A 15,938-nucleotide genomic window follows, 5' to 3' on the forward strand; every position below is an offset into this window, starting at 1 on the left:
GTTTCACTCCATATGTTTGGGATGCGAACTGCCCTGCGTTAGAATTTCCGGGACATGTCACATAACGCCCTCCACAAGTCCATTCTCCAGTGGTTTCGTATCAATGCCCGCGATCTGGCGTGGCGCGACCCGGATACCTCCGCGTGGGGGATTCTGCTATCCGAGGTGATGAGCCAGCAGACCCCGGTGGCCCGTGTGGAACCCATCTGGTTGGAATGGATGGAGAAATGGCCCACGCCAGAGGCCTTTGCGGCAGCATCTACCGATGAAGTACTGCGCGCCTGGGGCAAATTGGGGTATCCACGACGGGCTTTGCGCTTGCTGGAGTGTGCGCGGGAGATCGTCGATAAGCATGGTGGCCGGGTACCAGACACCGTCGAGGAACTACTCGCCCTGCCAGGCATCGGCGATTACACCGCGCGCGCAGTGGCGGCATTTGCCTTCCAGCAGAATGTGCCGGTGGTGGACACCAACGTGCGCCGCGTATACAAGCGCGCGGTCGAGGGGCGGTTTCTGCAGGGTACGGCCTCTAAAAAAGAGCTTATCGACGTCACCTCCATCCTCCCCGCAGAAAACGGCCCCGAATTCTCCGCCGGGATCATGGAACTGGGCGCACTGGTGTGCACTGCTGCAGCCCCGAAATGCCAAGAATGCCCGTTGTTGGACATATGCGAATGGCAGCGCCTGGGCTGCCCGGCTCCATCCGATGAGGAACTTGCCTCCGCAAAGAAGCGGGTGCAGAAATTCGCCGGCACCGACCGGCAGGTGCGTGGCCTGATCATGGATGTGCTACGCGGAGCGGATGCGCCTGTGAGCAAGGCGGCTATCGATGTGGTGTGGCCCGATGAGGCGCAACGCTCCCGGGCGCTGTTTTCTCTCCTGTCCGATGGCCTGGCTGAACAGGATGCCAACGGAAACTTCCACCTGCCGCGTTAGTTTTTCTTCCCAGGTGGCCCGTCGCAGGCTTTCGAACAAGTGGGGGGGTGAATTCCTCCCCCATTCTCCCTGGCCTTTTCGTGGTTTAATCGCCTTTCCGTAAGGATATACTTAGATTCTGTTCGATTTCACTAACACTTTTTATTTAGAAATCCCTAGGGCGCAATATAGTTGCCAGCTGTAGCTAAGGGAATTACTAGGCTATATTCATATCCGCTCTATATAGGAGTTTCTATAGTGAAATCCAGAAGAATGTGGTCGCTGCTGACCGCGGCAGCATTATCCGGTGGTGTGATCACCTTTGCAAATGTCACGCCACCTATTGTTGCAGCCGCTGAAACCATGGCGGATCAGTACCAGCCCTATTATGACGATTCGGCAGTTCGGGCAGTCCCATGGGTGTATCTATCTCCCGAGTCGGAAACAGGTCTCCCCTACGGAACCACTTTTTCCCTATTTGACCATGAGTCCTACGATTCCACCGTCTTCTCAGAAGGCGCGGTCATGGTATCGCTATCCCCAGATAACGGGCAGTTGCGAGTCTGGTTCAATAGCCTGATGACGCCCAATCCGGGCATCACGACCACCTCATTCCGGATGGCCGCTCACTACCCGGATGGATCCTCGGAAATCTTCAGAGTAACTCTCAATTTGATTCCGGAGGACACCCACGCCCACGACGCGGCCTATCCCGATGCGTATGTGCGTGTCGGTTCGCGGGCCGAGGTTGTACCTTTCATTCGCAACCATTATGGTGCGCAGTTCCCTGACGGGACATCTTTTTCCATGACTGGCTACTACGAAGTGGATGATCGACGCGCCGAGGGCTGGACTATTGAATTGGATAGCGCTTCTGGCGTACTCACTGTCGAAATTCCTGAAGGAGCCCCTGAAAGCTCAGTCGAGGTTCCGGTCGTCGTAACCTACCCGGATGGCTCTAAAGACAATATTTCCACCACTGTCTTTGCCGAGGGACCGGACGATGCTGAATTGTATACGCCCTCCTTCGAGATGATGACGGTTCAGGCGGGGACAACCGGTACGACTGACTCCCTGGCAGCCGGGTTGCCCTCAGACACTGGTTTTTATCTTTCTGACCTCGGGCCACTTTCCAGCTTCTTCGACGCCGGGGGAAGCATCAGCATTTCATGGGACGGTTCCTTCACCATTGATGTCCCAGCTATATGGACCGAGGATCTCGCCATCCCATTGTTCGTTTTGTTCCCAGATGGCAGCTCCACCACGTCCAATCTAGAAATCGACGTTATCCCTGCGGACCAAAACACAATCTTTGACGTGCAGTTCGAGCACTACCATCTTCAGGCTGGAACTACCGGGACTATCTATGGGGCAACGGATGCAGCGCTGCCCCCAGGCACCTCAATTGAGATGGTAGAAGACGAAAATATTGATGCCCTACGAGCAGCTGGTTGGGAATTCAATGTCATCGATGATCTAAATATCTCTGTGGCCGTGCCTGCAGATGCAACCGACGGAGTGAACGTCAACGTCAACGTTACGTATCCAGACGGTACTTCAGAAATAGTTGCCGTCGATGTACTCGTGAATCCACTTCTCGCTGCTCTTTATGATGTGGAATATAGCGAAGTGGTCCTCAACGCAGGTGATTCTATTTATGTCACTCCGGATGATGCGTGGGGTGGTTGGTCCTACTACGCCTCGACTTCTATCGACGAAAGCCCTGCGTTTGCGGCGCTACAAGACGAAGGATGGTCGATTGAAGGAAATGGCTACACCGGCCTCTATATAACTGCTCCTCAGACAGCAACGACAAGCATCACGCTTCCCCTCACTATTCACTACTACGACGGCAGCACGGAGGAATCCCAAGTTCGAATCACGGTCATTCCTGAAAAACAAGCGGTTCTTCACGAGGTTACCTACCCACCTGCCATCCTTCTCGCCGGTGGCTCCCTGACCGTCTTCCCTGAGAACACCGACCTACCTGACGGCACACTATTGCTTCTGTCTCAAGATCAAAATCTCGACGATGCACGCAATGCAGGTTGGACCATTGACAATTACCTCAGCGGCGAATTCTTCATTACCGCACCTATCACCGCCACTGAGGGAATCCAACTAACCTTCCAAGTCGTCTACCCTGACGGCACCTTCGAACACACCACTGCCGACATCTCCGTCGACCCCGCCAACCATGCGGGCAACCACGATGTCACCTACCCAGCAACCACCATCACTGCCGGTGACACCACCACCATCACCCCAGACACCACAGACCTGCCCACAGGCACCAACATCACCCTGGAGGACGACGAAACGCTGGCAGCAGCCCGCACCGCAGGGTGGAATATCGAAGCCGACGCAAGTGGCAACCTCACCATTTCTTCACCCATCACCGCCACGAGCGGGATCGAGGCTACATTCCTCGTCTCCTACCCCGACGGCACCTTCGAACACACCACTGCCGACATCTCCGTCGACCCCGCCAACCATGCGGGCAACCACGATGTCACCTACCCAGCAACCACCATCACTGCCGGTGACACCACCACCATCACCCCAGACACCACAGACCTGCCCACAGGCACCAACATCACCCTGGAGGACGACGAAACGCTGGCAGCAGCCCGCACCGCAGGGTGGAATATCGAAGCCGACGCAAGTGGCAACCTCACCATTTCTTCACCCATCACCGCCACGAGCGGGATCGAGGCTACATTCCTCGTCTCCTACCCCGACGGCACCTTCGAACACACCACTGCCGACATCTCCGTCGACCCCGCCAACCATGCGGGCAACCACGATGTCACCTACCCAGCAACCACCATCACTGCCGGTGACACCACCACCATCACCCCAGACACCACAGACCTGCCCACAGGCACCAACATCACGCTCGTAGAAGACCTTTTCCTTGGAGATGCCCGTAATGCTGGTTGGGAAATTGATTCCGATACCAACGGTACGATAACCGTTTCCGCACCGGTCACTTCCACTTCTGGAACTACTGTGTCTGTTCTGGTTATCTACCCTGACGGCACTCAGAAACAGGTTTTTGCACCGATTGAGGTGATTGCAACGAACCATGCTGGCAACCACGATGTCACCTACCCAGCAACCACCATCGCTGCCGGTGACACCACCACCATCACCCCGGTAACCTCGGGCCTCCCCGCGGGCACCACCATCGCCCTCGTGAAGGATCGCAAGTTCAATACCGCCCAGGCTGCGGGATGGACCTTTACCATTGCTGCTGATGGCAAGATCACTGCTTCCTCGCTTGAATCGTCGGTTGGATATGCAGTCATCAATGTGTTGATAACCTACCCAGACGGCACCTCAGAAACCGTGGAAGCAAGTATCTCCGCCGTCGCGGAGCCGGTTAATGAACAGCCCGTGGACGAAAAGCCAGCCCCCTCCCAGGCGGTTAGTGGAAGCTCTTTCGGCTCCAGCTAAGCGCTAGATTCCGCTCACAGCACAACATCTGAGCCTGAAAAGCGACACATTCCGCCCTGAAACAGCCCAAATGTTGTCCTGTGAGCAAACACAGGCAGAACAAAAACCCCGCATCTATGGATGCGGGGTTTCGTCGTGAAGCGCTTTACTGCTCGCGCTGTGGTGCAGCACCACCCGGCTGGTCATCGGTGCCGTAGTAATCACCGGTGACGCGCTCGGATTCCGTGGGGTTGGAGGAGGCGTCCTCATCCAGCTCGCGGAGCGTCTCCGGGTCGATGTCATCGAGAGAACCGGTCTCGGGGACATCGCCGTCCGCTGCGGAGTCGACGTCCTGGATGGCCTCGGCCGCCTCGACGGAAATCTCGGAGAACTTACCATCGGGCAGTGGCTTCGGGCGCGGGGTGAAGGTGAAGGTCGCGCCGTCGGTGTTCTTCGACTCGCCATCCCAGCCATCAACATCAACGGTGACGATCTCGCCGGCGCCGATCTCGCCGAAGAGGATCTTCTCACTCATGGCATCCTCGATCTCACGCTGGATGGTACGACGCAGTGGTCGTGCACCCAGCACCGGATCGAAACCGCGGGAGGCCAGCAGCGCCTTGGCCTTGTCGGTGAGTTCGATGCCCATGTCCTTGTCCGCCAGGGCGCGGGAGACACGGCCGATGAGCAGGTCGACCATCTGGACGATCTGATCGCGGGTGAGCTGGTGGAACACCACGATCTCATCGATACGGTTCAGGAACTCGGGGCGGAAGTGCTTCTTCAGCTCGTCGTTGACCTTGTTCTTCATGCGGTCGTACTGCGCATCAGAATCGGTCTCGGAGGAACCCGAGAAGCCCAGGCCGACTGCCTTGGAAATATCAGAGGTGCCCAGGTTGGAGGTGAAGATCAGCACGGTGTTCTTGAAGTCCACCACGCGGCCCTGGCCATCGGTGAGACGACCATCTTCCAGGACCTGCAGGAGGGTGTTGTAGATCTCCTTGTGGGCCTTCTCGATCTCGTCGAAAAGCACGACGGAGAACGGCTTGCGGCGGACCTTCTCGGTGAGCTGGCCACCTTCCTCGTAGCCGACGTATCCCGGAGGGGCACCGAAGAGACGGGAGGCGGTGAAGCGGTCATGGAACTCGCCCATGTCGATCTGGATCAGGGAATCATCGTCTCCGAAGAGGAATCCCGCCAGCGCCTTGGACAGCTCGGTCTTACCCACACCGGATGGACCGGCGAAGATGAAGGAACCGGAAGGACGCTTCGGATCCTTCAGACCTGCACGGGTACGACGGATCGCACGGGAGACAGCCTTGACGGCCTCATCCTGTCCGATGATGCGCTTGTGCAGCTCCTCCTCCATGTTGAGCAGGCGGGAGGACTCAGCCTCGGTGAGCTTGAACACCGGGATGCCGGTCCAGTTGGCCAGCACCTCAGCGATCTGCTCCTCGCCGACCTCGGCGATCTCCTCGAGATCACCCGAGCGCCACTGCTTTTCCTTCTCAGAGCGCTCCTCACCCAGCTTGCGCTCCTTGTCGCGCAGGCCAGCTGCCTTCTCGAAGTCCTGGGCGTCAATCGCCGCTTCCTTCTCACGACGGACATCGGCGATACGCTCGTCGACTTCACGCAGAGATTCAGGAGCAGTCATGCGCTTGATGCGCATGCGGGCACCGGCCTCATCGATGAGGTCAACAGCCTTGTCAGGCAAGAAACGATCGTTGATATAACGGCTGGACAGGTTGGCTGCCGCCACCAGTGCGCCGTCCGTGATGGAGACACGGTGGTGGGCTTCGTAGCGGTCACGCAGGCCCTTGAGGATCTCAATGGAGAGCTCCACGGAAGGCTCCGGAACCTGGACCGGCTGGAAACGACGCTCGAGAGCTGCGTCCTTTTCAATGTGCTTGCGGTACTCATCCAGGGTGGTGGCACCGATGGTCTGCAGCTCACCACGGGCAAGCTTCGGCTTCAGCAGGGAGGCTGCGTCAATAGCGCCTTCTGCAGCACCGGCGCCGACCAGGGTGTGGATCTCATCGATGAACAGGATGATATCGCCGCGCTGGTTAATCTCCTTGAGCACCTTCTTCAGGCGCTCCTCGAAGTCACCGCGGTAACGGGAACCTGCGACCAGGGAACCCAGGTCGAGGGAATAGACCTGCTTGTCCTTCAGGGTCTCCGGGACCTTGCCGTTGACGATATCCAGGGCCAGGCCCTCAACAACGGCAGTCTTACCCACACCGGGCTCACCGATCAGAACAGGGTTGTTCTTGGTGCGGCGGGAGAGCACCTGCATGATGCGCTCGATTTCCTTCTCACGGCCCACAACAGGGTCCAGCTTGCCGTCCTTGGCAGCCTGGGTCAGGTTGCGGCCGAACTGGTCAAGAACCAGGGAGTTGGAACGCTCACCGGCACCACCGGCGGCACGGCCACCGGGTGCGGAACCGGCACCTACGGCGTCGCCGCCGGCAGGTCCGCCCTGTGGGCTATCCGGGGATCCACCCTGGCCGCCTTCATAACCGGAGAGAAGCTGAATAACCTGCTGGCGCACGCGCGGCAGATCAGCGCCGAGCTTAACCAGCACCTGGGCTGCTACGCCCTCGCCCTCACGGATGAGGCCGAGGAGCAGAAACTCTGTGCCGATGTATTTGTGGCCCATCTGGAGTCCCTCGCGCAGGGAGAGCTCCAGGACCTTCTTGGCACGTGGGGTAAAGGGGATGTGACCGGTGGTCGGCTTGGAGCCCTGACCGATGATCTCCTCAACCTCCTGGCGCACCGCGTCGAGGGAAATGCCCATGGATTCCAGGGCCTTCGCTGCAACGCCTTCACCCTCGTGGATAAGACCAAGAAGGATGTGCTCGGTGCCGATGTAATTGTGGTTGAGCATGCGCGCCTCTTCTTGCGCGAGCACAATCACGCGGCGTGCACGATCGGTAAACCTCTCGAACATGTTCTCCCCTTAACTATTGCCTCTAATTTTAACTTTCACCCACTCTAACGCGGTCAAAGGACAAAACTTCCCCGATTTTCCGCAGACGACAGTGAAATTGACTACCAGAACGTTCGTACCACCAGGTCAAGGCATGTTTTCTGGATGTTTTCCACCCTGTACGCCTGTAGCGAACAGGTCTTTTTATCGGTGGCGGCGCGCCATTAAGGGGCGGTCGGGGACGCTGCCCGGGTGGGCGTCGCAAAGCGAAAATCACGGAACTGGGTATCCTTGCGGGCGTTCTGCACAACGACCCCAGGAAGTTGCCTCCATGCGTTTTCTCAACGATTCCACTCCGCCGTATGAACTGACCTATGCGGATGTGTTCATGGTTCCATCGCGGTCCGATGTCGGGTCCCGGATGGCGGTTGACCTGCGCACCGATGACGGCACCGGCACCACGATCCCCCTGGTGGTGTCCAATATGACCGCGGTTGCCGGCCGACGCATGGCTGAGACCATCGCGCGCCGCGGCGGCATCGCGATCCTGCCGCAGGATGTGCCAGCGGAATTCGCGGCGGAAACCATCAAGAAGGTGAAGGAAGCCGACCTGGTTTTTGACACCCCCATCACCATCAAGCCGCACCACACCGTCGGCTATGCGCGCAACCTGCTGCACAAGCGCGCCCACGGCGCAGCCATCGTGGTGGAGGGCGAGACCCCTGTTGGCCTGATCACCGATAAGGACCTGCAGGCGGTGGATAATTTCACCCAGGTGGGCACGCTGATGAGCACCTCCCTGCTGACGCTGCCGGATGATATCTCACCCCAGGACGCCTTCGGGATCCTGCATGGCGCAAGCCGCAAGTTGGCGCCGGTGGTGGCGTCGAACGGCAGGCTGCGCGGCATCCTCACACGCGCCGGCGCACTACGCGCCACCATGTATCAACCTGCGGTTGACTCCTCGGGCAGGCTGCGGGTGGGCGCCGCGATCGGCATCAACGGTGACATCGAGGGACGTGCTAAAACGCTTATCGACGCCGGCGCCGACGTCCTCGTCATTGATACCGCCCATGGCCACCAGAGCACGATGATCGAGGCACTTCGGCGGATCAGGGCACTGGATGTCTCCGTGCCGATCGTGGCCGGCAACGTGGTCACCGCCGATGGTGTGCGTGATCTGGTGGAAGCGGGCGCCGACATTGTGAAGGTGGGTGTGGGACCCGGCGCGATGTGCACCACCCGCATGCAGACCGGCGTGGGCCGCCCACAATTCAGTGCTGTGCTGGAATGCGCTGCAGAGGCACGCAGGTTGGGCGCACACGTATGGGCCGATGGTGGCGTGCGGGATCCCCGCGATGTGGCACTCGCACTTGCTGCCGGCGCCTCAAATGTGATGGTGGGTTCCTGGTTCTCCGGCACCTTCGAATCCCCCGGTGACCTGCACTTTGAATCCGATGGACGGATGTACAAGGAGTCCTTCGGCATGGCCTCGCGTCGCGCCGTGGAGAACCGTAACCAGCAGATCGAAGCCTTTGAAAAGGCCCGGCGTGCCATGTTCGAGGAGGGCATCTCCACCGCGCGAATCTACGTTGATAGAAAGCACGGCGGGGTGGAGGACCTGGTGGATAACATCATCGCCGGAGTACGGTCCTCTTTCACCTATGCGGGCGCGGATTCCATCTCGGCCTTCGCCGAGCGCGCCGTGGTGGGTGTGCAGTCCACAGAGGGTTATGCGGAGGGTAAGCCGCGGGCGTCACGGTGATTTTTTAAGATTCCTCCTCAACGCGGGTGACAAAGAGGGACGCTACCAACGCAATGGTCGCGATGATGGCACCGGCGATGAATGCGGTGCGGGCACCGGAGGCAACCGCCTCAGCCTGGGCACTACCAGCATTCGTGGCCAGCAGGGTGCCCAGGGACAGCGCCGCGATCATGATGGCGGTACCCGCGGCGCCCGCCAACTGCTGCAGGGTATTGAGAATCGCCGAACCATGCCCATAGAGGGTTCTGGGCAGTGAACCCAACGCGGTGGTCATCAGCGGGGTCATCATGAGACACATGCCGATGGAGAACACGATGTGCAGGGCAATCACAAGCCCAACCGGCGAGGAATCGTTGAGGATGCTGAAGGACCAGGCGCCTGCGGTGAGCAGGATGGCACCCGGAATCAGCAGTGGACGCGGGCCCACCTTGTCATAGATCCGTCCGATAAAGGGTGCCACGAGCCCCTGCAAGAGTCCGCCGGGCATGACCACCAGACCGGTGACCAGTGCGGTGACCCCGAGGGAGTTCTGCAGATAGAGAGGCAGGACCATCACGGTTCCCAGCATCGCACCGAAGGCCAACAGAATGGCCACCAGAGCAAAAGTGAAGTTGCGGATGCGGAAGGGACGCAGATCCATCAGCGCACGGTCCTGCTTCCCCAGCTGGACCTGACGACGGATGAAAATTGCCAGGCCGATGGCACCAATGAGGATGGCGGCGATGCCGAGGGATCCGTCGCCGTTGAGGATCGCGCCAATCGAGCTGAACCCATAAACCAAACCACCGAATGCGATAACAGACAGCAACACAGAGAGAAGATCCAGCGGTGTGATCTTGTTTTCCCCGATGTTCTTGATCAACAGGGTTCCCACAACCAGCGCCAGCAGAACAACCGGAAGCATGATCCAGAACAACCAATGCCACGTCAGGGAGTTCAGGATGAAGCCGGACACCGTCGGGCCGAGGGCAGGTGCCACCGAGATCACGATGGAGATGATGCCCATCACCGAACCACGACGTTCACTGGGAACCACCGTCAGCGTCACCGTCATCAGCAGCGGCATGACCAGCGCGGTACCGGTTGCCTGGATGATGCGGGCAATTAGAAGGATGGCGAAAGTCGGAGCCAGCGCCGCCACCAGGGTGCCCACCGAGAAGAAGAGCAGTGCGGCAACGAAAATGGTCTTGGTGCTGAACCTGTCCAGCAGATACCCCGTGGTGGGAATGACCACAGCCATGGTGAGCATGAAACCGGTGGTCAGCCACTGGGCGGTGGTCTCCGGAACCTGAAAATCCTCCATGATGGCAGGAAGTGCCACCGAGAGGATCGTCTCATTGAGGATCATGATCATCGCGGAGACAACCAGGATCGCAAGAACAATGACAACTTCCCTGGGGAGTGCGGGAGAAGTCTGTTTAGTGGTGGTTGTGGTGGTCGTTTCCATGAAGAGGGACGGGGGCCTTTCCTTGCAGGAAATCCGCCGGGTGAAATACCTGGTGGGTGAATAAGGGGGACATCAGAGGGGAAAAATTGTCAATCTTGCCATAGGTGCCGGGCATGTACCAAACGATTCTCTGCATGGAGGCGCTTTTGGTCGTTTTTCCCTAATCCGAGGGTGGCAAAATTGACTTTTGCTTAAGATTCCAGTACGGTGTAATGCTCTGTGGCCGATTGGCCACAATGGCGATCGATGACACGACACGTAGGGTTTCTGCAGGACCTCCTGACACGGCACGGTCGATCAGCCGTTTCACCGCCGAACGTCAGGACAATAATGACCCAAACCCAAAATCCACCTGTGCACTCGCAAAAGCGTGCTGCCTGGATGATTGCAGTCGCGGCTGCAGCCGCATTCCTCGCCACTTTCAATGAGACTTTCCTCAACGTGGCCTTCACACCGATCATGCAGGACTTCAATGTCGATGTGAACACCGTCCAATGGCTGACCACAGGTTATCTGCTGGTTGCGGCAGTATTCGTGCCAGTCTCCAACGTGCTTTATCACCGGTTCCCCACGCGGCCGTTGTTTGTTGCCGTCGTTGCGATCATGGTGGTCGGTTCCATTGTGGGCGCACTCGCGCCAACTTTCAGCGTGCTGCTCATTGCACGCCTGCTGCAGGCTATCGGTACGGGCCTCCTTACTCCCATCGGCATGAACATCACCCTGGCTGTTTCTCCTCGTGAGAAGCTGGGGTTGAACATGGGCATCATGGCCGCGATGACCACGCTTGGACCGTCACTGGCCATCGTGCTCTCTGGAATCCTTCTTACTGTTGCTCCCTGGACCACCCTGATGTGGGTCTTCGGTGGACTGACCCTCATTGTGCTCCTCGCCGGTGCCGTTGTCCTTCGTAATGTCGCTGTTCTGGGACGCCCTGTCCTGGATATTCTGTCCTTCCTTCTCGTGGCAATCGGTCTGGTCGGCATTCTCTATGGTGTCTCCGCTGCCTTCGGTGGCGCTGCGCTCTACGCTGGCCTCTCCGCTGTGGTCGGCCTGCTGGCTATGGTGCTCTTCGTCATTCGCCAGCGTCGCATCGAGCATCCGCTGATTGACCTGCGTCCGTTCTCCAACGCTCCCTTCGTCATAGGTGTGCTGATGACCATGCTCGGCCTGGTCTTCGTCTTCGCCATGAACGTGATCATCCCGCTGTTCCTGCAGTCTGCACGCGAGATGTCCCCACTGGGTGCTTCACTCACCCTGGCACCGGGTATCCTCCTCACCGTCATGGCTGGCCCTCTGGCTGGTCGCCTCTTCGACCGCCACGGTGGTCGCTGGTCGATCCCGCTCGGCTTCCTCATCATGGCGATCTTTGTCACTTTGGTCGGCGTTGCAGCCGGTTATTCCTCAGTCCTGATCTTCGGCCTGCTCTACGTTCCTGCTGTTCTGGCTACCGCACTGGTCATCGGACCGTCACAGACCTTCGCGCTCTCCCAGCTCGACCGTGAAACCAGCCCGCACGGTGTCACCGTGGTCTCCACCAGCTTCCAGATCGCCGGCTGTGTTGGTACTTCCCTGGCTGCCGGTATCTATGGTTCCCTGACCGCTTCGAATATCCGCGCTGGCAACAGTGAGGTTGATTCCCTGCTCACCGGTTTCCGTGGTGCTGTTGCACTGGTTGTGGTCACCTCGATCATCGGTATCATCCTGGCGTTCCTCGCATACCGTGCTGCACAGGCACAGCAGGCTAAGCGTGCTGCTGCGCCTGCCCAGAGCCAGGACAACACCGTCCAGTCCATCATGAAGAACGATGTGTACACCCTGTCTTCTGACCAGACTGTTCTGGGTGCTCTGCAGACATTCTCTGAGCGCGGAATTTCCGGCGCACCGATTGTTCACTCGGATGGTTCACTCGCTGGTTTCATCTCTGATGGTGATGTCATGCGCTACCTCTCCGCAACCCACCCGTCCTCCACATCCATCTACTCCTACGCGATCGGCGCCGATGACGACCTGGCCCAGGCCATGTCCGATCTGGCCGGTCTGAATGTGATGAAGCTGGCCACCCGCGACGTGCTCACCATCGACGCCAACTCGTCGATCCCTGACGCCGTTGCCGCATTGTCTGATGCGAACATCAAGAAGGTGCCAGTGGTCCGTGGCGGGAATGGCCCAGTGGTCGGCATCATGAGCCGCTCCGCCATCAACCGCCTGGCGATCGCCAGCTACCTCAACTCCCGGGATGAGCTGCTGCAGCCAACGCGCTAGTCCATAGGAGCAGCACATCATTGATAGTGAAGTAGGTCGGGTCCCATTGAGCCCGGCCTACTTTTCTATGTGCGCAGAGAACACCCAGCTAAATCGCATCTCCTGCATTAGCCTGAACCAATGCAGACCGTGACTGAACTACTTGAGTTGATCCGCCGGGGTGCCGAGAAGCCCACAACCGTTGCCCTCGAGGTTACTCGCACCCGGGACCCGGAGAGCCACTTCGGCTGGGTCATCCGCCCCACCTTCTTCCTGTCTCTCGACGCCACCGGCCTCACCGTCCACCATTCCGCCAGCGGGGTACACGCCCTCCGGGGCGGGGCGGACGTGGTGCGCGGTTCCGGTGCCACGCGTTGGGTCTTTGAGGGGCGCGAGGTTCCTGCGATTGTCGACGTCGCCGATCTCCAGGTCCTCGGAATAGCCGGTTTCTTCCTCAAGCCAGCCGCCGTAATCAAAAATATGCACCTCGATGATGCTGATCTTGGCCTGATCCTCTCAGGGGAGGTTGCCGGGAGAACCACCTGGGTGGTGCCCAGCGCAGCTCACAGCCGTCTCCATCTCGAAGACCATCCCCGGCTGATCGAGGTGGATCAGGAACATGGCACCCTCCTCGCCGTGGAATCCGAGTGTGAACGCATCGAGGCCGTGAGTGTCCTCTTCCCTTCTGCTGTGCCTGATCCCGCTTGGGAAGGTACCGCCGTCGATTGGAAAGAAGAATGGGATGCGCAGCTGGCCGCATTGAAGGAGCCCGTTGAGCTGCCCGCGGCTGAGGATCTCCCCGGTTTCTTTGAGCAGCTCCCACCGCAGTCCGCGGATCTCCGTCGGCTGCGGATCTGGATCGGTGACGGCTCCCTGGAAGGTTCCTACCCGCGGTACAAGGTTGGCGAATCCGTACGCTTACCGCTTGCTTTTCGACGAGGTGAGCCACCCCTCCCCGGCCTGGAAACTACACGCCGCGGTTGGATCCGCCACCTGGACGAACCCGGTCCTCCGTGGCCGGTGATTTTCACCGGCGATGGCTGGTCCACCTATTCCGACATTTCGGTACCGGTGGACCACGAGGCTGAACTGAATGGCTGGTTCGCCTACGCAGCCTGGGACCCGGAAACCGTGTGGAACGACGTCAAGGTTGAGCGTATCTTCGGCGGCGTGGGTGGTTTCACCGATTCACGGCGTCTCTGGCAAGAGTTAGAGGACACCACTGAGGCATACAACGAAGACGAGATCGGGCTTCGCGATGTCATCTTAGATGTCACCCTCGACGGTGCCACTCCCCCACCCCTGGTCCCGGAACAATTCCAGACCGGAAGTATCCATGTGCTTGGCGATCACCTCTGGGTGCTCGACTACCGTCTCCCCGTGCTCCGGTGCTGGCAGATCAGCACTGGGCAGTACTTGGGGCAATCCTTCATTCCTGTTTCTCTGTCTATTCGCAGCGCGCTGTACTTCTCAGAAGACGTCATTCACAACGCGGAACAAGCCTGGGTACTGGTCCCTGGTTCATCTTCGTTGCCCCAGGCTTCATCATGGCATCCACCCTCTGATGCCATGGACGCCGAAGTGCCGGCGCCCTGGGAAATCATGCAAATATTTCCGGATGGACTCTTCTCCCTGGTCGATTTTGATGCGACCAGCGCTCGTAGCGCCCTGGGCAGGGCGAATCCTGACGGTACGTTCGACATCTGTGTCGTCCATACCGATGGCACCTCAGTAGGTGATCCCATCCGCATTGGCGAGCGATATTTCCTCCACAGCCTGCAGACAACCGTGGTCATCGGCCCCGACTTCCGGGTCGAATCTGTCGAGCACCACGAAATAGGAGTACCACCCTGGTCCTGGTTCACGAGCAAAGGTGTAGTTGTATCCAGCGCAGGGCCAGAACTCATTTTTCTCAACCAAGATTCAGGCATTGAGATCACCCGGTGGACCAAACCCGCGAACCATAACACCAACGTAGAGATCATCTCACCCAGCAAAATTATCGTGGCGATCCGCCCCGAAGCTCCTCGGCCATGGCTGCGTCCAGCGCCCACCGCACTCGCACTATTCGACGATAACCAATGGTCATCGATGGAGCTAGAAAGCTCGCATGAGAAGATCTAGGCCGCGGTAGCCTCTTTGTGGAGCACGGCACGGACAAGTTGGAGAAACTCACACTCTGCACCAGCCACTGCATCCAGTTGCTTCGGTTCAATGCGCAACACTGTATAGCCATGATTGGTGAAGAGCTTCTCCCGGTCACGCTCCGCTAAGAGCGCAGTCTCCAGCTGGTCTGGGGTGTCGGTCTTGTACTTTGATCGCCCGTCGATCTCCACGATGACCCGGTCATTGATCAGAAAATCCACCACATAATAGCGACCAGATTTCCCACGATTGAAACGCACCTGCGGCCTGATGGATGTGATTTCCGGCAGGTTGGCCTCATGGAGAATGAGCCGGGCCCGGGTTTCCTGCGCACTATCGGAGTTAGGGACAGAGAGCTCAATGGCCTCTCGAAAAACTGGGACGCCACGGCGTCGTTGGAGAGCCTCGAGTTCCCTGTGCAGATATTCGGGTGTAACTGACTCCCACTGGCGTCTCGCGGAATCAATAACAACCACAGCTGCATGTAAACCATCGTTGCGAGCAATGTCCAACACGGTACTGATCAGGCCGGTAACTCGGATTCCATGAAACTCCCGGATATCCCTCGCCGACAGATAGCCATACCTGTACACCACACCTTCGGGCCACTGCCTGGGCGATTTAGGAACCTTCTTACCCGGTAGGTAGCAGGCGACGGCATTTTCGATTGTTAAAGTTTGCAGTCCCCACAGCCTCGCCGCCGCCTGTCCCCCGACGACTGCTTTATCCACTGTCATCCCCACCGCAAATGCCTTCGCAGCTGCGCGTTCCCAGGGAGGAAGTCTGCGATAAGTGGCACCGCTCATTACCACTTCAGCGGTGAGTCTGATGAGGGATCCATCTACCAACTGGTCGTGGATATGACGATCAGAGTATGACAGGTGGGTGAGATTGATCAGTCCGTATTCTTTGCCCCAGTTTTTCATAACCTGACTATCAGGGCTGCGGCATTCAGACGCAATGACCCGGCCGAAGGTAGTCGCTGTTTCTGTGGAGAACTCACTGTTATCCACAGTCCAGAGCTCTGTGGGCTTGCCTTTTAGGCTTCCGAAATGCTA

The 15,938-nt window shown here is 58.7% G+C and carries 8 protein-coding genes; 5 read left to right on the forward strand and 3 right to left on the reverse strand.

Annotated elements, in window-relative coordinates; genetic code table 11:
• Positions 1-54 precede the first annotated feature (54 nt).
• Positions 55-936, forward strand: a complete 882-nt coding sequence (locus tag CFAEC_RS11485; protein ID WP_290276942.1) for an HhH-GPD family protein — start codon at positions 55-57, stop codon at positions 934-936.
• 237 nt (positions 937-1,173) lie between these two features.
• Complete coding sequence (locus CFAEC_RS11490) at positions 1,174-4,374, forward strand: Rib/alpha-like domain-containing protein (protein ID WP_290276943.1); 3,201 nt, start codon at positions 1,174-1,176, stop codon at positions 4,372-4,374.
• 145 nt (positions 4,375-4,519) lie between these two features.
• Here CFAEC_RS11490 and CFAEC_RS11495 read toward each other — a convergent pair whose 3' ends face one another.
• Positions 4,520-7,303 carry an ATP-dependent Clp protease ATP-binding subunit gene (locus CFAEC_RS11495; protein ID WP_290276944.1) on the reverse strand — a complete coding sequence of 928 codons (2,784 nt, stop codon included), beginning with the start codon at positions 7,301-7,303 and terminating at the stop codon, positions 4,520-4,522.
• Positions 7,304-7,613: 310 nt separating this feature from the next.
• Here CFAEC_RS11495 and CFAEC_RS11500 point away from each other — a divergent pair, with 310 nt between their 5' ends.
• Positions 7,614-9,047 (forward strand): GuaB1 family IMP dehydrogenase-related protein, encoded by a 1,434-nt coding sequence (locus CFAEC_RS11500; protein WP_290276946.1) that lies wholly within the window; start codon positions 7,614-7,616, stop codon positions 9,045-9,047.
• Positions 9,048-9,051: 4 nt separating this feature from the next.
• On the opposite strand, the gene CFAEC_RS11505 is transcribed toward CFAEC_RS11500, so the two are convergent.
• Positions 9,052-10,494 (reverse strand): MDR family MFS transporter, encoded by a 1,443-nt coding sequence (locus CFAEC_RS11505; RefSeq protein WP_290276948.1) that lies wholly within the window; start codon positions 10,492-10,494, stop codon positions 9,052-9,054.
• Positions 10,495-10,824: 330 nt separating this feature from the next.
• Between CFAEC_RS11505 and CFAEC_RS11510 the strand changes: the two genes are divergently transcribed.
• Both CFAEC_RS11510 and CFAEC_RS11515 read left to right on the forward strand, forming a co-directional pair.
• The gene (locus CFAEC_RS11510) at positions 10,825-12,756 is read left to right on the forward strand and encodes an MFS transporter (RefSeq protein WP_290276951.1); all 1,932 of its coding nucleotides are present in this window, start codon (positions 10,825-10,827) and stop codon (positions 12,754-12,756) included.
• Positions 12,757-12,876: 120 nt separating this feature from the next.
• Positions 12,877-14,859, forward strand: a complete 1,983-nt coding sequence (locus tag CFAEC_RS11515) for an acyl-CoA synthetase (protein ID WP_290276953.1) — start codon at positions 12,877-12,879, stop codon at positions 14,857-14,859.
• On the opposite strand, the gene CFAEC_RS11520 is transcribed toward CFAEC_RS11515, so the two are convergent.
• Positions 14,856-15,806, reverse strand: a complete 951-nt coding sequence (locus CFAEC_RS11520) for a DUF559 domain-containing protein (protein ID WP_290276955.1) — start codon at positions 15,804-15,806, stop codon at positions 14,856-14,858. The two genes, CFAEC_RS11515 and CFAEC_RS11520, sit on opposite strands and share 4 nt — an antisense overlap.
• Between the last annotated feature and the right edge of the window lie 132 nt (positions 15,807-15,938).

This window comes from Corynebacterium faecale (genome assembly GCF_030408735.1).
Lineage (GTDB): Bacteria > Actinomycetota > Actinomycetes > Mycobacteriales > Mycobacteriaceae > Corynebacterium > Corynebacterium faecale.